The organism is Candidatus Neomarinimicrobiota bacterium, from assembly GCA_041154365.1.
Taxonomy (GTDB): domain Bacteria; phylum Fidelibacterota; class Fidelibacteria; order Fidelibacterales; family Fidelibacteraceae; genus Fidelibacter; species Fidelibacter multiformis.
In genome coordinates, this window is the sequence record AP035449.1 from 260,064 (window position 1) to 280,770 (window position 20,707).

The 20,707-nt window shown below is 44.6% G+C and carries 13 protein-coding genes and 1 tRNA gene; 6 read left to right on the plus strand and 8 right to left on the minus strand.

The window, feature by feature from the left end; all coding sequences use genetic code 11:
* The first annotated feature begins 203 nt into the window (after window positions 1–203).
* Window positions 204–2,927: a pyruvate, phosphate dikinase gene (ppdK, locus tag strainIA91_RS01110; protein ID WP_400167254.1), complete on the plus strand. Its 2,724-nt coding sequence runs from the start codon at window positions 204–206 to the stop codon at window positions 2,925–2,927.
* Between the two features lie 429 nt (window positions 2,928–3,356).
* Here the strand turns inward: ppdK and cas6 are convergent, their stop codons facing one another.
* The gene (gene cas6 / locus strainIA91_RS01115; RefSeq protein WP_400167255.1) at window positions 3,357–4,157 is read right to left on the minus strand and encodes a CRISPR-associated endoribonuclease Cas6; all 801 of its coding nucleotides are present in this window, start codon (window positions 4,155–4,157) and stop codon (window positions 3,357–3,359) included.
* Between the two features lie 180 nt (window positions 4,158–4,337).
* Between cas6 and strainIA91_RS01120 the strand changes: the two genes are divergently transcribed.
* A tRNA-Ser gene (locus strainIA91_RS01120) sits at window positions 4,338–4,427 on the plus strand.
* A 167-nt stretch (window positions 4,428–4,594) separates the two neighbouring features.
* Window positions 4,595–5,077, plus strand: coding sequence for a GAF domain-containing protein (locus tag strainIA91_RS01125; protein WP_400167256.1), 483 nt, complete (start codon window positions 4,595–4,597; stop codon window positions 5,075–5,077).
* Here strainIA91_RS01125 and strainIA91_RS01130 read toward each other — a convergent pair.
* The 3 genes from strainIA91_RS01130 to nfo form a co-directional block, all read right to left on the minus strand.
* Window positions 5,074–5,646 (minus strand): peroxidase-related enzyme, encoded by a 573-nt coding sequence (locus tag strainIA91_RS01130; protein WP_400167257.1) that lies wholly within the window; start codon window positions 5,644–5,646, stop codon window positions 5,074–5,076. The two genes, strainIA91_RS01125 and strainIA91_RS01130, sit on opposite strands and share 4 nt — an antisense overlap.
* 66 nt (window positions 5,647–5,712) lie before the next feature.
* Window positions 5,713–6,600 (minus strand): cation diffusion facilitator family transporter, encoded by an 888-nt coding sequence (locus tag strainIA91_RS01135; RefSeq protein ID WP_400167258.1) that lies wholly within the window; start codon window positions 6,598–6,600, stop codon window positions 5,713–5,715.
* A 28-nt stretch (window positions 6,601–6,628) separates the two neighbouring features.
* Window positions 6,629–7,492 (minus strand): deoxyribonuclease IV, encoded by an 864-nt coding sequence (nfo, locus tag strainIA91_RS01140; protein ID WP_400167259.1) that lies wholly within the window; start codon window positions 7,490–7,492, stop codon window positions 6,629–6,631.
* Between the two features lie 114 nt (window positions 7,493–7,606).
* Here nfo and thyX point away from each other — a divergent pair, with 114 nt between their 5' ends.
* A complete protein-coding gene (gene thyX / locus strainIA91_RS01145; RefSeq protein ID WP_400167260.1) occupies window positions 7,607–8,545 on the plus strand; it encodes an FAD-dependent thymidylate synthase in 939 nt (312 codons plus the stop codon).
* A gap of 35 nt (window positions 8,546–8,580) precedes the next feature.
* On the opposite strand, the gene strainIA91_RS01150 is transcribed toward thyX, so the two are convergent.
* Together strainIA91_RS01150 and strainIA91_RS01155 are read right to left on the minus strand one after the other, a co-directional pair.
* A complete protein-coding gene (locus strainIA91_RS01150) occupies window positions 8,581–10,185 on the minus strand; it encodes a histidine kinase dimerization/phosphoacceptor domain -containing protein (RefSeq protein WP_400167261.1) in 1,605 nt (534 codons plus the stop codon).
* Window positions 10,186–10,247: 62 nt separating this feature from the next.
* Window positions 10,248–14,264, minus strand: a complete 4,017-nt coding sequence (locus strainIA91_RS01155) for a PAS domain S-box protein (RefSeq protein ID WP_400167262.1) — start codon at window positions 14,262–14,264, stop codon at window positions 10,248–10,250.
* A 271-nt stretch (window positions 14,265–14,535) separates the two neighbouring features.
* On the opposite strand from strainIA91_RS01155, the gene strainIA91_RS01160 reads away from it, so the two are divergent.
* On the plus strand, window positions 14,536–16,950 hold the full coding sequence (locus strainIA91_RS01160; RefSeq protein WP_400167263.1) for a penicillin acylase family protein: 2,415 nt from the start codon (window positions 14,536–14,538) through the stop codon (window positions 16,948–16,950).
* A gap of 260 nt (window positions 16,951–17,210) precedes the next feature.
* On the opposite strand, the gene strainIA91_RS01165 is transcribed toward strainIA91_RS01160, so the two are convergent.
* Entirely contained in the window at window positions 17,211–18,539 is a 1,329-nt protein-coding gene (locus strainIA91_RS01165; RefSeq protein ID WP_400167264.1) for a TldD/PmbA family protein, read from the minus strand.
* Window positions 18,540–18,547: 8 nt separating this feature from the next.
* Entirely contained in the window at window positions 18,548–20,083 is a 1,536-nt protein-coding gene (locus tag strainIA91_RS01170) for a TldD/PmbA family protein (protein ID WP_407935519.1), read from the minus strand.
* A 208-nt stretch (window positions 20,084–20,291) separates the two neighbouring features.
* On the opposite strand from strainIA91_RS01170, the gene strainIA91_RS01175 reads away from it, so the two are divergent.
* Entirely contained in the window at window positions 20,292–20,570 is a 279-nt protein-coding gene (locus tag strainIA91_RS01175) for an HU family DNA-binding protein (RefSeq protein WP_400167265.1), read from the plus strand.
* Window positions 20,571–20,707 lie beyond the last annotated feature (137 nt).

Below are 20,707 nucleotides of genomic sequence, written 5' to 3' on the forward strand. Positions count from 1 at the left end.
ACTCCCGATTGGTTTCTGCTTAATCTATACCCGGAAAATCTATTAAAATTTGAGCGGAATGATAATCAAAATAGGGAAAATTTAAAGAGAGATAATATTGTATTGGGTAGCCATCGGGATTATTCCGGGGATATGGGTTGTGCTTCGTTGCATTTAGAAATGAAGATACTTATATTTCTAAGCTGAAAACAAATGGAGAAAATATGAAGAAAAATGTATACCTTTTTGGAGCAGGTAAAGCCGAAGGCCGGGCCACAGACAAGAATTTGCTGGGTGGTAAAGGAGCAAATCTTGCGGAGATGAACCGTATTGGTTTGCCGGTGCCTGCCGGTTTTACGATTACTGCAGATTACTGCAACCGCTGGAATGAATTAGGAACCGAGAAAGCCATTGAAGAGCTAAAGCCTGAAGTGGAAAAAGGGATTTCACATATTGAAGAGATTATGGGAGCCAAATTTGGAGATCGTGAAAATCCCTTATTGGTATCTGTCCGCTCAGGAGCCCGTGTATCCATGCCTGGGATGATGGATACCGTGTTGAATTTAGGTCTGAATGAAGATACGGTTGCCGGTCTGGCAAAGAAATCCGGGAATGAGCGGTTTGCCTGGGATTCTTATCGCCGTTTTATTCAGATGTATGGTGATGTTGTGATGGGAATGAAACCGGAATCCAAGGAAGATGAAGATCCCTTTGAAGTCATTATCGATAAGATCAAGAAAGAAAAAGGGGTTGAACTGGATACGGAACTGACGACAGATGATTTGCAGAAACTGGTAGCCCGTTTTAAAAAAGCTGTGAAAGAAGTCACCGGAAACGAATTTCCCACGGATCCCTGGGAACAGCTTTGGGGAGCCATCGGGGCTGTTTTTGGAAGCTGGAATAACTCACGGGCGATTTATTACCGGAAAATGAATGGTATTCCCCATCATTGGGGGACAGCTGTTAATGTGCAATCCATGGTTTATGGTAACATGGGTGAAAATTCTGCAACAGGTGTTGCTTTTACCCGTGATTCAGCAACCGGTGAAAATATTTTTAACGGAGAATACCTGGTAAATGCCCAGGGTGAAGATGTCGTAGCCGGAATCCGGACACCCCAGGAGATTACACTGGAAGGATCCCGCCGTTGGGCTAAACTGCAGAATATTTCTGAAGAGGAACGGAAAGAAAAATATCCGTCCCTTGAAGAAGTCATGCCTGAAGTCTATAAACAACTTTTTGATATTCAGAAAAAGCTGGAAGAGCACTACAAGGATATGCAGGATCTGGAGTTTACCATTCAGGAAGGCCGGTTGTGGTTGTTGCAGACACGGAATGGAAAGCGTACCAGTGCAGCAGAGGTCCGCATTGCCATGGAGCTTTTGGAAGAGGGAAAAATCGACGAGAAAACAGCCATCACCCGGGTCAATGCCAACCGGCTGGACGAATTGCTTCACCCTGAATTTGATAAATCAGCTTTGGAAGAAGCCACGATCATTTCCAAAGGATTGCCTGCTTCGCCGGGAGCTGCAACAGGCCGGATTGTGTTTTTTGCCGATGATGCTGAAACCTGGAAAGCCAAAGGTGAAAAAGTTGTTCTTGTCCGTATTGAAACATCGCCGGAAGATTTGTCCGGTATGGATGCAGCGGAAGGGATTCTCACAGCCCGTGGTGGTATGACATCCCACGCGGCAGTGGTTGCCCGGGGTATGGGTAAATGTTGTGTCTCCGGTGCCGGTGGCATTCGGGTGAATTATAAAGAACGGAAAATGGTTGCCGAAGGAAAAGAGTACAAAGAGGGCGACTGGATTTCCCTGAACGGAACAACCGGGGAAGTCTATGAAGGCAAGGTGGAAACCATCGAGCCGAAGATGAGCGGTAATTTCGGAAAACTCATGAATCTTTGTGACAAGTATACCCGCATGAACGTCCGGACCAATGCCGATACTCCCAAAGATGCAAAAGTTGCCCGGGATTTTGGTGCTTCCGGAATTGGATTGTGCCGTACCGAACACATGTTTTTTGAGGGGGACCGGATCAAAGCGGTTCGGGAAATGATTTTGGCAGATGATGAAAAGGGCCGTCGGAAAGCCCTGGATAAACTCCTTCCCATGCAACGTGGGGATTTTGAGGGTATTTTTGAAGCGATGGACGGATTGCCTGTGACGGTACGCCTTCTGGATCCACCTCTCCATGAATTTGTCCCCCAGGATGAGAAATCCCAGGCGGATATGGCGAAAGAACTGGGGGTTTCTCCCGAAGAAGTCTTCAATAAAGTAGAATCCCTGCACGAAGTGAATCCCATGCTTGGGCACCGGGGCTGCCGTCTGGGTAATACCTATCCGGAAATTACGGAAATGCAGGCTCGTGCGATCATTGAAGCTGCATTGAATTGTAAGAAACGCGGTATCAAAGCGCTTCCGGAAATCATGGTTCCTTTGATTGGTACCAAAGAGGAACTGAAAATGCAGGAAGAAATCATCCGGTCAACAGCAGAAAAGGTATTTGAAGAAAGAAATGATACCGTGGATTACATGGTTGGCACCATGATTGAAATTCCCCGTGCAGCATTGACGGCTGATGAAATCGCCAAAACGGCTGAGTTCTTTTCTTTCGGGACCAATGATCTGACCCAGATGACCTTCGGGTACTCAAGGGATGATGTGGGTAAATTTCTCCCCATCTATCTGGAGAAAAATCTTCTGGAACACGATCCCTTTCAGGTGTTGGATCAGACCGGTGTTGGACAGCTTGTTGAAATCGGTACCCAAAAGGGGCGGAGTACCCGTCCTGAGTTGAAAGTTGGCATTTGCGGTGAACACGGGGGAGAACCCTCATCCGTGAAGTTTTGTCACAGAGTTGGCATGAACTATGTCAGCTGTTCGCCCTTCCGGGTGCCTGTTGCCCGGTTGGCGGCTGCACAGGCTGCCATTGAGGAAAACAAGTAAAACCATCCTCAGCGTTTGATATATGAAAAAAGAGCCTTTGAATAAAGGCTCTTTTTTTTATCACAAAATAATATAAAGATAATTTTTTGGTTCAATATATGAATTATTTAATCTTTGAACCTCCCCCGGGGATAAAATATAAGGTCGAGTCTAAAAATGCAACATAATATTGTAAATCATATATTTATAAAGTGTTCTTCACTCGTAAATAGTAAAAAACTGAATGACGTAAAAGAATGGTTGGTATATAAATATATATTAATACGGTTTTGATGAAAACAGCTTATAATATTTGGTCACCCTCAACTCACCCCTCTCAATTCTCAATTCTCAATTCTCAACTCTCAACTCTCAATTCTCAATTCTCAATTCTCAATTCTCAACTCAACACTCTCCCTCTCTACTCTTAACTCTTAACTCTCAACTCGTCTAAGTTGTAATACGCCTGCCTTTGACATATTTATCCGGCACCACGTGTTGAAGCATCCCGAAACCATAGTCGGTAAATTCACCCAGGCCGGCTTCATAGGCAAATCGGACCAGTTCGGGAGTCCCTCTGAGGACAAGGGGTGAAAAGAAGCTTTTCACTTTGAGAAAACCAAGATCTTCGTATTTATGGATATTGATTAATTTGGTAATCTTGCTTTTTTTCCGGAGGACGTAATCCGGATCAAATTCCACCTTGAGAAAGGGTTTTTCCAGTGTTTCCCCATAATAAGCTTCATACCGCCGGTGCATAGCTTGGGTAAGATAGTGATTCATGTCGTAATCCATGGGGAGGATAAACATGAAAGCTTTAGATTTTTGTGGACGTGTAATAGCTGCAGGGGAAAGACAGGTAAAGTGGGGGACCTCTTCCAGTTCCGGTGTTTCTTCAAATTCGGTCCGGACCAGGGTAAAGCGGGTTGTTTGAATTTGTATCACTTCCCACTCTTTAAAGACCTTATCCAGACATTTGATGAACTGGATATCCGGGGATGAAATGTAGAGAGTGGTAGGTTCTTCTCCTCCCATAATCCGATTTTCATTGATTTTCCGGTTGGGAATATGAAGCTGTGAAAAAGTGTATGTGTCAAAAGATTGCCAACGGCGTTCCCGGATGATTTTTTCATCACAATGGCGGTGAAATGTCCGTGTCGCTAAACGAATCAAATGACGGACCTGTGTATTCACATTAATGGGAATACTATAGTTCGGAACTTGCGGAGCTAATATGAGTCGTAAAAGCATCTACTCACCTTCCCAGATGGTTTAATAATACACGTTTTCTTCCTGATCCGCAATATATTTATCACCCGTCAAGAAACATCGCAAAATTTAAGAAAAAGTAGGTTGAGTGCAAGGAAGAATTTCGCATCCGCCTTTTCCGTCTTTTAAATGCCTGGGATATCTTTTAAATTCGGCACTGCCGGAGAGATGGCAGAGCCTGGTTGAATGCACTGCACTCGAAATGCAGCGTCCGCTTTTGGCGGACCGGGGGTTCGAATCCCTCTCTCTCCGCTGCTTTAGAGATGGAGAATTACTTCTCCATACATCCCGATGAACGGATCTACTTGATGACCGGGTAAGACGGAAGGACGCCTGGATGATTTGCCCCTCACACGTATCCCCTCATTCATCATTCTTCATTCAATTCAAAATACAGAATTTAAAATTCAGGATTGATCATGAATAATATGCCTCAGCAAACAACAGATAAAACACAATTCTATAAATCACTCAAAAAACAGGCATCAGCCTTGTTAGAGGGAGAGTCAGACCTGATTGCGCAAGCGGCCAATTTATGTGCATTGCTATGGTATTCCTTGCCCGATATTAATTGGGTGGGCTTCTATTTTTATAAAAATGGTGAATTGGTCCTCGGACCCTTTCAGGGAAAGCCGGCCTGTGTGCGAATGAAACCCGGGCAGGGTGTGTGTGGGACCGCCTTTCAAAATCAAAAAACATATTGTGTTGATAATGTCCATGCCTTTGATGGTCATATTGCCTGTGATCCGGATTCCCGCTCGGAAATCGTGATTCCCTTTTTTATGAATCATACCTGCAAAGGGGTTCTGGATATCGATAGTCCATTAATAAAACGTTTTCATGAAGAAGATCAGATCGGTCTGGAACATATTGTTCGCAGCCTGGAAGAAAATATCCGCTAGCTTTGATGATCATAAATGTACCCGCCGGTTCCTTCCTGCTCTGCCTCGACACCTAAACCCAGCACCAGGCGATTCACAAAATTAAAATATGCAATGACCAAAGCAGCATCCAGTATGGAACGATCATCCAAGCCGGAATCCTTCATTTTGCAAATGTGTTCCTCTGAACTTTTTGTATCCGGATTTCGTGTTAACAGTTCAGCATATTGACAGAATAAAAAATCCACAGATGATAATCCGGCGCTTTTATAATCCTTTTGAAAAGCCCGAAGTTTCTCATCATCCTTCCAAAAATGTTTCAGGGCTTCAAGATGATGTTTCTGACAATATTCGCACCGGTTTGCCTTGGAAACCACAACAGCCATCATTTCACGCTGTGCACGGGTTAGTGGAGATTTACCGAACATAACGGTCATGTAAAGATCCATATGCCGGGTGATACTTTCAGGATTCAAACTCTGAATTTTATGGATGTTTGCAAGCTTACCCCTCGATTTCTCTAATTCTAAGTAAATATTTTTTAATGCTCCCTCAGCTTCATTCGGCTCGATTATTTTTATATATGCCATGAAAGTTCCTTAATATTGATTTGTTTGCGATCTTGAGCCATCAGAAAATCCATTTCATTCATCCTCTTATGTATGAATCACTCTTTCATCATCACACTCCGTTTCAAATTGCACGGTAAGATGGTCAATGTGATACTCTTTTAATAAGGATAACATTTTTTCACGGATTTGGGCTGTTTTTGATAAAAGCCGGTCGTCTATGATGGCTTCACAACTGAAGGCCCGGGTGGATTCAGAAATATTCCAGATGTGGACATGGTGAATATTCGTGATTTCATCAAGCGTTTCAAGTTTTTGTACAATCTCGTCCAGATGTAGATCTTCCGGTGTGCCGTTCAGTAAGATTCGTATCGTGGATTTAAGGACTTTAATGCTACTGAATATCATGAGGATGGCGATCACCAATGTGACGGCCGGATCAATCCAGGACCATTTCCAAAGCCAGGCACCGATGGCTGCAAGGATTACGGCAACTGAACTGAGGGTATCGTAAAAAAGGTGTAAAAAAGCACTGCGGATATTCAGACTATGGTCCTTATCCTTATTTAAAAAAAAGATACTCAGGGCATTTCCGAAAAGTCCGATTATGGCGACAGGGAGCATAATGCTTAAGACGGGGATTTCCGGATTTTGAAAACGCTCCCAGGCTTCCCGGACCAGGAAAAAGGCAATGACGATGAGAATGGACATGTTGATAAAAGCAGATAAAATTTCTGCCCGGTGATATCCAAAGGTAAAACGGGTATTCGCCGGTTTCCTGGATAAAGCCTGGGCGCCATAACTGATGCCGATGGCCAGGGTATCCTGAAGATTATGAACGGCATCAGAAAGAAGTGCAAGACTGTTGGATAAGAAACCACCGATGAATTCTGCCAGCGTGATGACTGCATTCAACAGGAATACAATCAGGATTTTGCCTTGTGAAGATGCGTGATGATGTGTGTGTGAGTGCACGTGAACCTCTTGATTTTGGGGGAATAATTTAGGAGGATTTATCTGTTTTTGAAAAAGACATCAGCATTTTGATTTCATCCGCCCAGATTTCCGGGTTAACGGTTTCCAGAATCAGGGGGATGCCCCTGAACCGGTTATCCGACATGACATATTTAAAAACTGCCAAGCCCAAATTTCCCTTTCCCAATGACTCGTGCCGGTCCTTCTTTTCGCCCAATCCGGCCTTGGCATCATTGAAATGCATGCCCTTTAGCTTGGAGAATCCGATGAGTTTGTCAAAGGATTCAAAAACCTTCCGGCAGGACTCTTCCGATCTTAGGTCGTATCCTGCGGCAAAGGCGTGACAGGTATCGATACAGACTCCAATACGGTCCGGATCTTTTACCTGATCCATGATTTCAGCCAGCTGCTCAAAGGAATAGCCGATATTGCTTCCCTGTCCCGCTGTATTTTCAAGGACGGCTGTCACCCCTTCTGTTTGATCCAGAGTCTGATTGACAGATTCAGCAACCCTGGCCAGACACTCTTTTTCCGATATTTTCCTGAGATGGCTCCCCGGATGAAAATTCAAACGATCCAGCCCCAGCTGTTCACACCGTTTCATCTCAACCAGAAAAGCATCTCGGCTTTTTTTGAGTCCCTCAGTTTCCGGATGGCCCAGATTTATCAGATAACTGTCATGGGGCAGAATGCTTTCAGGAGGGTAATTCAAAGAAGCACAGGCTTTTTTAAAAGCGTTGATTTCCTCTTTTTCAAGAGGTTTGGCGTGCCATTGACGCTGATTCTTTGTAAAAAGGGCAAAGCCTGTAGCACCGATATCCGCCGCGTTTTTGGGTGCATTTGATACACCCCCTGCCGCACTGACATGAGCCCCCACATAATAAGGTTTCATGAGATCCTCCTTCCCGGGAATATAAAATCTGTCCCTGGAATTATAAAGAATTTCCAAAGCCATCGCATTGGAATTTTCTTAACTTATCCCGGATACGAAAGGATGAGGAGATTGATGGAAGAAACAATAGAACAATTGTCGCGCTTTCACAGTAAAGCCCTGGACGATATTTTGGGTAAACCTTTTAAAGTGCTGGATGATGGGTTTGTACGGGTTGTGGATTATATGGGAACTGACAGCAGCATTGTTCAGGCTGCCAGGGTCTCATACGGAAAAGGCACGAAAAAAGTCAGCCGGGATCGTGAACTCATTCGCTATCTCCTTCGACACCAGCATACCAGTCCCTTTGAAATGTGCTCCATTAAGCTCCACGTCCGTGTGCCCATGGATTGCTGGCGCCAATGGATACGTCACCGGACCGCCAGTGTCAATGAATATTCCACCCGTTATTCCATCGCCATCAATGCTGCCCAGAAAACAGCTCCGGATGCCTGGCGAGGGCAGTCAGACGTGAATCATCAGGGGAGTGCCGGACTCATTGATCCTGAAACGGGACGGGAATTCAGCCAAGAGGAATCGGAATTACACCAACTTGCACGCCACATCTATTCAAAACGCCTGGATGCAGGTGTAGCCCGTGAACAGGCCCGAAAAGACCTGCCTCTTTGTACCTATACAGAAGCCTACTGGAAAATCGATCTTCACAATCTCCTCCATTTTCTTAAACTCCGGATGGAAAACAACGCCCAGAAAGAAATCCGGGACTATGCCCTGACCATCGGCCATGAAATTGTGAGCCGCTGGGCCCCGGTAACCTGGGAAGCTTTCAACGATTATGTGATGCAATCCATACAATTTTCTCGACTTGAACGGGAAATCCTGGCGTGTCTGCTTCAGGGACTTCCGGAAGCTGCCCTTGAAAAGGCGGAATCTTTTGGCTGGCTGGTGCGGGATGCACAGGGAATCCTGAAAAAAAGACAGGAACGCTACGAATTTGAAGAAAAGATGCGGAGCATGAATATCACTCTTCCCTGGGAAAAAGATTCCATCTAAAAATATCTGAAATTGTGAAAAGTGTTTTTAACTGTCTAAAAATTTTCCAAAGGGAATTCTATCTTTACATGTACTCCTTTATCACCAGTGATGCTCATCGAGCCGTGAAGTTGCTCGGTGAGAAGGTGTATTAAATGATATCCCAAAGTCCCCTTTTGTCGAAAAGTATCCACGTCTTCAATCCCAATGCCGTTGTCAGAAATGCAAAGTCGGACATGATGTGTATTTACCCGATAACAGGAAATGTTGATTTCACTGTTCTTTTCCTTTCTGCCCGAGAAAGCATGTTTCAATGCATTTGTCAGCAATTCACTCAGGATAAGTCCACAAGGTATGGCCTGATCAATATTTAAAAACAATGACTCTACATTTTGAACAATTTTTATATGGTCGGCAGAATAGGTTTTTATGAGATATGCCGTAAGTGTTTCAACAAATGTTTTACAGTTAATCTCCTGTAAATCTCCGGTCGTATATAGAAGATTATGAACCAGAGACATGATCATCACCCGTTCGCTGGAGTTTTGAAAAGCGATCTGAGCTTCGTCAGGATTATGTATGCGTTTGGCCTGTATCCTCAACAGACTGGATATCACATTCAGGTTGTTTTTTACCCGGTGATGGACTTCTTTCAGCAGGAGTTCCTTTTCTGCCAGACTCTTTTCAATTTCTGCTTCATGGATTTTTTCCTGTTTATATGCTTCTTCCAGGGCCAGATTTTTTGTCTGTAAGGTAGAGGTTTTTTGACGTACCTGTCGTTTCAAAAGAATGGTGAATCCGATAAAGAAGAACAGTCCCACACCAATGACGAGAAGAAGTAAGACGATATATTGAGGAATCCGAAACGATTCAGGTGAGTTCAGCCATGTGTGAAGGGATGTGTAATACACGGAACGGGTTGAGTTTTTCATGCGGGAAATGTGCCTGTCTATGAGGGGAATAAGGGGATTATCCGGTGTTTTAGGAAAGGCAAAGTAGACATTGGATGGTCTGAAAACAATAGGGGACGGAATGATGTCGTCATTGGGACTCAGGGTGAAATAAAAAAAACGGGTGGCTACTATAAGGTCCACTTCACTGGCTTTCAGGGCTTTGATGGACGAGGGATAATCCGGATAGGAATAAACGGTAAAATCAAGATGAAACCAGGGCCGGAGTTCCTCTTTTAAATAGTTTTCCTGAATGGATCCCCTTAAAACAGCGATCTTTTTATTGTTTAAATCATGGATGGCATTGAGAGATGTTGTCCGGGTTGTAAAAACCTGCAACCAGGATTCTATAACCGGAACACTGTTAAATGTAAGAAAATTCTCCCTTTCCTCCAGGTAAGAAACATCCAGAACAATATCCAGTTTCCCCTGTTTCAGAAGGACTAAATTCGAATCCCATGTATTAAAGATATATTTCACATCCCAATGTTCACGCCTGGCAATATCATTCATGATATCTATAAAAATTCCCTGAGGATTCTTTGATTCATCCAGAAAAACCTTGGGTGGATTTTGATAGATACCCACACGGACTTCCCGTCCGGATAATGTATCCGGAAAAAGGCAGAAAAGTATAAATAGCAACAACATCAGGATTCGGTTCATAAAGCAGGATCGGTGAAAAGAAAGCAGAAAAAGTTTTCTTGCCATAACAGACTCCGCTTAGTGACTGAACAGATATCATCAATATATGTGAAAAAGCTTTATGATTTCTACGCTTTCTGAGGAAATGTGATGGTGAACACAGTGCCCCGGGATTGTTTGGATTCAACCTGAAGAGATCCTTTGATTTGTTCTGTCAATAACTCAACCAGGTGAAAACCCAGGGTGTTACTCTTGGTGGGATCAAATCCTTTGGGCAGTCCAACACCATCATCTTTAACTTGTATCTGGACAGTTTCAGAATCTGGTGTAAATACTTTTAGATGAATTTCGCCGGTTTCCCTCCCTTGAAAAGCATACTTTAACGCATTGGATATAAGTTCATTGAGGATGAGTCCACAGGGGACGGCTGTGTTGATGTCCAGGGCAATATCCTCTACATCGCTTTTTATCCTGATCTGGGATCCGTGTGCATAGGTGGAAACTAATTGACGAGCCAGGCTGATCAGATAAGATTCCAAATCGACGGCTTCAAAATTTTTCGTGTCATACAGCTTTTTGTGGACCAATGCCATGGCCAGAACCCGGTTACTGCTGTTTTTAAAGGCTTCGATGGCATCTTCTTTTGTATTGACTTTTCGTGCCTGAAGTTTCAGAAGACTTGAAATCACATTCAGGTTGTTTTTTACCCGGTGATGAATTTCCTGTAGCAGGATTTCCTTTTCCTGCAGGTTTTTCAGGATTTGTTCCTCAGAAGCCTTTCGTTTTTCTTCCAGTTCGATTTTATACAGGGCAAATCCAATATCCTCTGCCACTTCAATAAAGAGGTTTTGTTCTTCTTTCAAATCAGCAAATTCCGGGGGAACCCCCACCGTTAATACACCGTATAGATTTTTCTGATAGTTCAAAGGAGCTGAATAAACGGCATAATCAGGGTTTTTATCAGAAAACTCACATTGACTACAGGCACTTTCCAGGCCGTGGTAGATATGAAAAGATTGAGATTTGACAACATCTGTGATACAAGCCGGCAGTTTTTCCTCTGTAAGTTGATTAAAATGTTTTTTGAATCCGCAGGTATTCTTGCCGGAGGTTTTTGTAATGTGAATATTTTTTTTGTCGTCTATCATGGTAATCCAGGCGTCCTGATACCCAAGGGTTTCCGTCAGATTTTTGCAGGCTTTTTCTACCAGCGAATCACGATCCGTTTCTTTCACAATCAATTGATTGACATTCCGTATCCCCAACAGAACCTGCTTGGCATGTGCTTCACGGGTCTGTGCCCGTTTCCACTCATACCAAAGGCCGATGGCATCAGCCACACTATTGATCAGATCCTGCTCCTCAGGAATGATGAAGGGTTTGTCTTCCGTATAAAAAACAAGGAGCCGTCCCAACACTTCACCACGGGCTTTGATAAGGGCGTGCAGGTTTTTATTTAAATCTGAGCTTGTCAATCCGTTGCGGTAAATACGTCCCTCCAATTCAATGACAGGAAAAGCTGAACCCGGAAACTGCATGGCTTCCTTCACATGGCGGATTACACGCTTGCAAAACTCTTTTTCCGGTAGGTTCTCCAGGGTTTCCTTGCGGACAGACGAAATACAAGCCAGTTCCTTGAGTCGTTCCTTTAACTGTCCCTCCATTTTCTTTTTGTCTGTGATATCCCGTGCCACACCATAGAGGATTTTCTCTTCCGGATAGGGAAAGGAGTTCCAGGCCAGCCATTTGATACTTCCGTCCTTGCAAAGATACCGGTTTTCAAACTGGTAAATTTCCTGTCCATCGATCAATATGGACCGGACATTTTCCGTTAAACCTCTGTCTTCAGGATGTACAAATTCAATCCAGGGTTTGGAAAGCAGCTCTTCCCGGCTCCAGCCCAGTACCCGTGTCCAGGAAGGATTCAGGACTTTGAAATAACCGTCAAATCCTGCAATGCACAACATATCCAGTGCGTGCTTGAAAATACGGTCACTGTTGCGAAGCTGTTCATCAGCCTTCTTCCGTTCTGTAATATCCCGGGCACTGCCCTGAATCCCGATGGGATTTCCCTGATCATCCAAAAGCAGGGTTGTGCCGATTTCCACAGGCAAATGTGCTTTATTCCTGCGAATTAATTCCGTTTCGAATGTTTGTCCCTCATTGTGCGGCAGGGATTTCAGCGCTTTTTGAAATACAGCATTAAGTGCTTCAAATTGGCCTTTGGCGCAAAATTTCCGGATATTCCGGCCAATTATGTCCTCTGGTGCATAACCCAACATCTGCATAACCGCCGGGCTCACATACTGGAAATTATAATTCATGTCCATCAACCAGATCATATCCACTGAATTATCTGTCAGTAAACGGTACTTTTCTTCCCGTTCCTGAAGTTCCAGGGTCCGTTGATCTACCAGACTTGCCAGACGATTTTCCCGGTTCCGCAAATAGGCGATAAAAAGTGCCAATAACAGGGTGAGAATCAGGCCGGCAATACTTGTTAAGCGGGTTGTTCTCAATGGAAAAACACTGTAAAAAGCCCGGGTGGGATGAGTGACCAGCGCCAGGGAACGACCGAACATGAACAGGGGATAACTGTTGGAATGTTTGAATCCCCGAAGGGTCCCCTTTTCCACAAATGTGGGACATGGAGTCTGTTTGTCCTGCCGGTACGATGTAATAATTCGTTGACCTTCTTTATCCTCCAAATCCACCAGGTGGATGCAGATCAGAGAGTCCACCCCCAATGAAGAGGTCGTAATGCTTCGATGTAAAATAGTGGGAAGGTGAAGGGCTGTGAGGGCAATGCCCATGAGGTCACAGGAGAAGTGATGATCATATTCTTTATGAGCATGGCGGAAGGCCGGTTTCATGATGTAGAGAACCTGTGATGGAGAATTTTCCCTGTAATCCGGGAGTATGCCTGTGGCGGTCATCCGATTCGTAATGAGCAGTTCCCCCAGTGTTTCCCTGAGATGGGGATCCGAAGCAATATCAAACCCAATCAAAGATTCGTGAGGTGAGAAAGGTGCTATCTGCCGGACAGGATAATAAAAATTCCGGGGAGCAACCGGAATGGAATATCCCTCATCCGTCATCTCCCAGACTTTAAAAGGTCTTTCTTTTTCCTTACCCATCTGATATTCATAGGATTCGAGTGCTGCCTGATCAATATAATCCACCCAACTGTAAAACCAGGCATGAGAAATCTGAGTGAGGGGTTCGACAAACTGAAAGAATTCCGTGTCATCTACATAATTGCTGCTTTCCTGAAATCGCACAAGGCTGTTCAGATTGTTCCGGATTGTTTCAAAAGAGCGGGTGACATCCTCTGAAATGGAAGCACAAAATTGCCTGTAAATTTCATTTCGTTCCAGGTGCTCGTAATTATAGATCATGAATGTGAGCGTCAGTGTCATCAGCATCCCCAGAACGACCGTGATGATAATTTCCAGATGCCGAAGGATGGATTCCTGCCGTTTGCGCCAGACGAGGTTGATGGCAGCACCGCTTAACAGGATAACACCGATCAGAATGGACATCATCAACACACGGCGTTGGGTAAGCCATAGCAGATCGCTGTAGGTGTCGTATAATATATCAATACCTACAAGCATGATGAGAGATTCCGTATCTGGATCATATACGGGAGACAAGGCCGTCATGACCTGATTCTCTGAGTTTCCCAAGGGGCCAATTACAACCGTTTCACCGTGATGAAGCCGGATTCGATTCTCAGGATTTAATTTTTTTTCACTAAGAAAATCAGATAATTCTCTGAAAGAAAAAGGTTGAGAAAATGTGTTGGGTCCCATTTTCAATGCGTTGCCCTTTAAGGCAAGGGTATAAATACCTTGGTGATCGATCAATTCCCCGTAATGTTTTAGCTGGTTTTTCACTTGGTGATATGCAAGGGAGGCACTGTCGGACTGTGTAAAGTTCAGTTCCTGAATAAGCTGCTTATCCAGAGAATTTGCCAGCCCCTGTGCCTGATATGTGAGCTTTTGACGGATATAGTTCTCCGTAACACGTCCTTGCCACAAGGTACCAAAGACACCCAGGCCAACCACTATGACAAGAATCACAAGAGCAAAAAGGGAAATTTTATATTCTTTCCAGTGTTGCTGAAAATTGAACTGTATCATCGTTCTGACCGTTTATTATCCGTTAACATTTTAATACAGACAGCCATTTAATCGTTATCTTTCCGATAGCTTACCTGGTATGTGAGAGATACTGACATGTTAGATTGTGCTAATTACCTGACACAATTTAGAGAGGTGCAAAAACGGAACCAAATAAATTATGGTTATGCTTTCCGGGGTTTTGTAACAGAACGATTGATCACATCTTGACTTCAGGGATAAAAAAGTCTAATCTTATTTATTCATTTTCAATCAGCAGATGGAGGGAATCATGGGGCTGAAACATAAGGTGGTATGGATTGTATTCGTCTTGGTGCTTATTGTTGCTGTAAGTGGAGTTTTTTATCTGAACCGGCTGAAAAGGCAGGCTTTACCCCCTTTAGAGGGTGAAATAGTCCTGACCGGACTTGAAAATCCTGTTACGGTATACAGGGATGAATGGGGGGTTCCCACGCTGGTAGCCCAAAGTGAAAGGGATATATATCTGGCGGTCGGCTATGTGATGGCTTCGGATCGTTTATGGCAGATGGATTTACTCCGGAGAGTTACACAGGGACGGTTGTCGGAAATTTTTGGGAAGGATTTGGTGGAGACGGATCTGTTGATGCGGACCCTCAGGATGACTGAGAAGAGCCTGAAAATTCTTGATAGCACGGAAAACCCTGATATACTCACGGCTCTGGAAGCCTTCTCTGCCGGAGTGAATACCTATATTGAAGCACATCAGGATAAGCTACCGCCTGAATTTGTGATCCTGGGATATGAACCGGAACCTTGGAAACCGGTCCATTCCGCCAATCTTATCGGGTATATGGCCTGGGACCTGACCATGCCCTATTCAGCAGAAATAATTCTGCACAAAATCAGACAAAAACTGGGAGATGATTATTTTCGTGAGTTAATCCCGGATATCACCGGCCAGCACGCGGTTGTCCATGAGGAGCTATCCGGCGCTGATTTGCCGGATATTGGTGCGGTGTTTCAGAAGGCAACTCAAAAGCTTGACCAATTGGGCGCCGTTGTGTTTCATGGAAGCAATAATTGGGTTGCCGGACCGGAAAAAAGCGAAAGTGGTGCCCCACTCTTTGCCAATGATATGCATTTAGGACTCTCTTCGCCTGGAATCTGGTATCCCATGCACCAGGTTGTCCCAGGTAGACTTCATGTCAGTGGTGTGGTTCTACCAGGGCAGCCCTTTGTTGTTGCCGGTCACAATGAGCGCGTCGCCTGGGGAATGACCAATGTAATGGTGGATGATATGGATTTTTATCTGGAAAAGGTTTCGGATGAAAATCCGGGTTTTTATGAATACCAGGGGGAATGGAAAGCCTTTGAAATCCAAAAGGAAACCATACCCGTCAAAGGGCAGGAACCGGTTGAAAAAACAGTTCTTTTTACACACCATGGGCCTGTGATCAGCGATTTCAAAGGGACAGGCGAAGATGTGATCACCATGAGATGGCTGGGTTATGACATAAGCCGGGAACTGGAAGGGGTGTACGCTTTAAACAGGGCAAATAACTGGCATGATTTTCGGGAAGCGGCAAAGGGTTTTATTGCCGTCAGTCAGAATATTGCCTATGCCGATGTGGATGGAAATATTGGCCTTCAGACCTGTGCCGGCATTCCGGTCCGGAAAAAGGGGGATGGACTCATGATCGTGCCGGGTTGGACCGGCGAGTATGAATGGGAGGGGATCGTCCCCTTTGAAGAAAGGCCTTACAGTTTGAATCCCTTAAAGGGAACGGTTTCATCTGCAAATAATAAAACGACGGATAAAGCATATCCCTATCATATCAGCTACTGGTACGCCCTGCATTACCGGATAGAAAGGATCCGGGAAATGCTGAACAACAAAGAGAAACTCACCCCCAGGGATTTTATGCGTATGCACACGGATTACCAGTCTGCCATGGTGCAGGATTTTCTCCCCGGCTTATTGCAGGTTATCCATGACCACCGGGAAGAATTGAGTCCGGCAGAAGCCGGTGCCCTCAACCTTTTACGTACCTGGTCCGGGTCTATGGAAGCCCATGAAGCAGCACCGGCTGTTTTTGATCATTTCTACGTGACATTTGTCCGGAACCTTTTCCATGACGAAATGGGTGATTCGTTGTTTACGGAATATACACGGAGTTCCTACCTTTCACGCTATGCTGTAGACAAAATCTGGGAAAATCATGGCGGAATCTGGGTGGATGATATTGACACAAAAGGAACCGAAGAATCACTAGAGGATATGATCTGGGTGACCTTTCAGGATCTAGTCGCCGATCTGGGAAGGAAACTGGGAAAGGATCCTGAATCATGGGAGTGGGGAAAACTGCACACCCTGACCCTCAGCCATCCCCTGGGTTCAGTAAAAATGCTGGACAGGGTTTTTCATTTGAACCGGGGACCTTATCCGGCCCCAGGCAGTTTTCATACCGTGTGTCCCTATGCCTACAGTCTGGCAAATCCCTATCATGTGAACCATGGCGCTTCACACAGACATATTTACAATCTTGCCGATTGGGATAAAAGTTATGTCATTCTCCCAACCGGCACGTCAGGAAATCCTGCCAGCCCCTTCTATCTCGATCAGACGGAAATGTACCTGAAAGGTGATTACAGACAGGATTTCTTTTCGGTGGATAGAGTAAAAGAATCTGCAAAATATGTCCTGATACTCCAGAACAAACAGTGACAGAAATGCCGTAACCGAATGGTTTTTGAATATTCCCGAGGTGCTTCCAGGCCGATGTGTTTTATTAAAGCTTTTGCTTAATATATGAAAATCCCTATTCCAAAAGACCCCCGGGGATAAAATACACCGCCATCAAGAAGAAAGCAAGGTTATATTATTTTTGATATATTAAAAATTCAATGACATCCAATAAGATTCACTTGAGTTGTGTTGATTGATTAATCCACTGTTATCGTGGATAAAGTTTAATCTTTTTATCTTTATTTTCCGGCAAAATCCACATTTTTAAATACCAGAGTGGGCATCCGGAAACTGGAAAAAGAGTAGGGGTCATTACCAGCAGCATGAAGTGATGTCATCAAGTCCAGGTAATTCCCTGAAATATTCATTTCAGTGACCGGGCGGACCAGTTTCCCATCCCGGATTTCATGTCCCATAACCCCATAGCTGAAATCACCGGTGTTTGAGTTTGAATTTCCCCCGATAAACTGAGTGACGTAAATCCCTTCCGATACGTTTTTGATCAGTTCTTCAGGTGATAATGATCCGGGATTGAGAATCAGGTTTGAAAAGCTTCCCGAAGTAGGATCCATTCCCAGTTTGTTCCCATAGTAGGAATCAATGAAATAGTTCTTAAGGGTCCCTTTGTCAAAAAGGGTTCTCTTTTGTGCCAGAATCCCTTCTTCATCAAAATAACGGCTCCCAAGTCCCCGGGGAATGAAGGGATCGTTCCGTAAAGTAAACAGGTCTGAACCGACCTTACGATCCATCATGCCGTCAAGGAAAGAGCGTTTTTGATACAGAGACCTTCCGGTAAGGGCTCCGATGACGGGATACAGAAGTCGGGCAACGGCAGTATTTTCCACAACCATGGTTTTAATACCGGAAGCGATTTTTTCGGCACCCAGTTTTTGTTCAACCCGTTTTACAGCCTCTGCAGCGACGGTTTCCGGATCCCATAAATCTTCAAAATGCCGGGCATTAATGGATTTCCAGTCTTCCGGCTTCCGTCCTCCCGGTTCGTCGATGCTAACTTCTACACTCATACCCACATAGGTTCTTTCCACTGTTCCTGAAAAACCGTTGGAAACCCTTCCATAGACATGACTATGGCCGTTCCAGAATTCACCGGTTACAGATATCAATTGCCGGTTTTTTGCATAGGCACCTTGAACCAGGCGATCCAGAAGCTTCTTTTTTCTTTCAATCGTCATGGAAGATAGCGCCGGATCGACCAAATCCAGATCCACTTCCGGCATCGATACCGGGTACAACGCCGGATCCGGAAGTCTTCGCGCTTCATCCTTTTCAAGATATGAGGTCATGGAAACAGCTTTGTCCAGAAAAGATTCCAAACGGTCCTGGTTTAAATCGTTGGTGGAATGGTAAGAATACCGGTTGTCTTTGAAAATTTCAACGCGGAGGGAAGACTGGATGGATTCTTCCATTTTTTCAATGGAATCATCCCGTTGACTCATACTGAATCCTGAATTTACACTAAGGACTGAGCGGATGTCATCAGCTCCGAGCTTCAGCGCTTTTTGCTCCACCCATTTTAACATATTTACATAATTTTTTTGTGATTGCATGATAGACCTCAAATATTTTTACCACCTACGGTTATGGAAGACACCTTACAGGTTGGAATACCCTGGGATACCGGGACCGACTGGCCACCCTTTCCACAGGTCCAGCCGCCTTCAGCCAGTTTCAGATCATTGGCTACCATGGTGATTTTACTCAGGACATCCGGACCGTTTCCGATAATGTTGATATCTTTCACAGGCTGGGTCAGTTTTCCGTTTTCAATCATGTACCCGGATTTTACATAAAAGGTAAAATCTCCGGCGCCGATATGAACTTCGCCATTCAGGAACTGATCGGCATAGATTCCACGGGGTGTGCTATGAATGATCTCTTCAAAGGTATGGGGTCCGTTGAGCATATAGGTGTTGCGCATCCGGGGCTGTGGCGGATACTTAAAAGATTCACGACGGCCATTCCCGGTGGGTTTGAGTCCGTAATATTGAGCACTGATCCGGTCATGCATGTAAGAGCGGAGAATCCCGTTTTCCACAAGGAATGTTTTTTGACCGGGAATGCCTTCGTCGTCTACATTGATGGATCCCCGGATGTTGAGGTTGGTTCCGTCATCCACAATGGACACAAAAGGTTCAGCAACTTTTTTATTCATCCGGTCTGAAAAAATAGAGATTCCCTTCCGGTTGAAATCTGCTTCCATCCCATGACCAATGGCTTCATGAAGGAGGATTCCCGCACTGCCGGCAGCCAGAACAACGGGCATTTCTCCGGCAGGTGCCGGAACAGCATCGAAAAGGGCGACTGTCCGTTTGACGGCTTCACGGGCCAGATACATCAGTTTATCACGGGTGTACCAGTTGATATCCTGCCGGGCTGACAAGTTAAATCCGTTGTTTTCACGGCGGCCTTTTGCTTCTGCCACACAAAAGGCATTAAAACGGGTCATGGGTTGATAATCTCCCGCTATAACACCCTCAGATGTGGCAATGAGAATCAGGCGTTCATTATCGGTAAAATTTAATTGTGTCGCCTGAATCCGTGTATCCCGCTTCAGCATTTCATGATTCACAAATTCAAGCATCTGAATTCGTTTTTTAATGGATACATCCTCCCACCGGGTGATGATCGGATAATAATCGGGCAGTTCCCTTTCCTTCAAGGGTTTGACTTCCTTTTGTCCCGGACTTGCGGCAATTTTAGCTGCGGTCTGTGCCACACTCTGCATTTTTTCCGGTGAGATCTCTTCTGTAAAGGAATAACCGGTCTTGTCACCTTTTAATACCCGGACACCCATCCCCAGAGAGGATTCGATGTAAGCCCGGTTTACGGTGTTGTTTTCCATTACAACCGAATTTCCTGTAGAGTACTCAAAAAAGAGATCTGCATAATCGCCCCCCTCAGACAGGGCTGTCTCCAGTGTTTTTCGGATGATCTCCTCATCCACGCCAAAAAAGGAGAAATAATCCCCCAGATTCTTTGGTGCAGCACTGCCGGGACGTTTCAGACAATTACTGAGTGTTAAGGGCATTCCGGCAAGTATGATGCCTGCCGTACCGGCTTTAATAAAATCCCGACGGGTCATTTTTTTCATAGATCCTCCCGTTTAAACAGATAAGGTTAAATATAGTTTACCCATAAAAGGCTTCCAAGCCCATTTTTTGAGTAAAAAAGGAAAAAAACTTTCTTGAAAGTGCATAAATAAAGGATTTTCTCTTGACATGTATTAAAATTATCCCAATATTAAATTCGAGTTACGTGGGAAACATCAAAACAAACAAACTAAACAAAGGAGAGCCCAAATGAGTTTAAGTAAAGCTGATCTCGTGAGCAAAATTGCTGCTGATGCCGGTATCACCAAAGACCAGGCAGGAAAAGCCCTGAACAGTTTTCTCGGAGCCGTTGAAGATGCATTGAAAGCCGGTGACAAACTGACACTGGTAGGTTTTGGAACTTTTTATGTAGCTGAACGCAGTGCACGGACCGGTGTCAATCCCGCAACCGGTGAAAAGATTCAAATTGCTGCTTCCAAAGCACCGAAATTCAAAGCCGGAAAAGCCCTGAAAGAAGCTGTCAAATAAGCTCTTTCAACATGATGCAAATTAAACCCCGTCTCTCAACAGACGGGGTTTTTTGTTTCAGGGAATCACCCCTGAGCCCCCTATCGATTCATGCTTTCTCGTGATCAGGTAAATTGAATCTGAAACCTCGTACCCCA

Bases quoted from the DNA above. Each gene is read 5' to 3' on its own strand.
- ppdK (WP_400167254.1), top strand. From the start codon at position 204: ATGAAGAAAAATGTATACCTTTTTGGAGCAGGTAAAGCCGAAGGCCGG.
- cas6 (WP_400167255.1), bottom strand. From the start codon at position 4,157: ATGCTTTTACGACTCATATTAGCTCCGCAAGTTCCGAACTATAGTATT.
- strainIA91_RS01125 (WP_400167256.1), top strand. From the start codon at position 4,595: ATGAATAATATGCCTCAGCAAACAACAGATAAAACACAATTCTATAAA.
- strainIA91_RS01130 (WP_400167257.1), bottom strand. From the start codon at position 5,646: ATGGCATATATAAAAATAATCGAGCCGAATGAAGCTGAGGGAGCATTA.
- nfo (WP_400167259.1), bottom strand. From the start codon at position 7,492: ATGAAACCTTATTATGTGGGGGCTCATGTCAGTGCGGCAGGGGGTGTA.
- thyX (WP_400167260.1), top strand. From the start codon at position 7,607: ATGGAAGAAACAATAGAACAATTGTCGCGCTTTCACAGTAAAGCCCTG.
- strainIA91_RS01150 (WP_400167261.1), bottom strand. From the start codon at position 10,185: ATGGCAAGAAAACTTTTTCTGCTTTCTTTTCACCGATCCTGCTTTATG.
- strainIA91_RS01155 (WP_400167262.1), bottom strand. From the start codon at position 14,264: ATGATACAGTTCAATTTTCAGCAACACTGGAAAGAATATAAAATTTCC.
- strainIA91_RS01160 (WP_400167263.1), top strand. From the start codon at position 14,536: ATGGGGCTGAAACATAAGGTGGTATGGATTGTATTCGTCTTGGTGCTT.
- strainIA91_RS01165 (WP_400167264.1), bottom strand. From the start codon at position 18,539: ATGCAATCACAAAAAAATTATGTAAATATGTTAAAATGGGTGGAGCAA.
- strainIA91_RS01170 (WP_407935519.1), bottom strand. From the start codon at position 20,083: ATGAAAAAAATGACCCGTCGGGATTTTATTAAAGCCGGTACGGCAGGC.
- strainIA91_RS01175 (WP_400167265.1), top strand. From the start codon at position 20,292: ATGAGTTTAAGTAAAGCTGATCTCGTGAGCAAAATTGCTGCTGATGCC.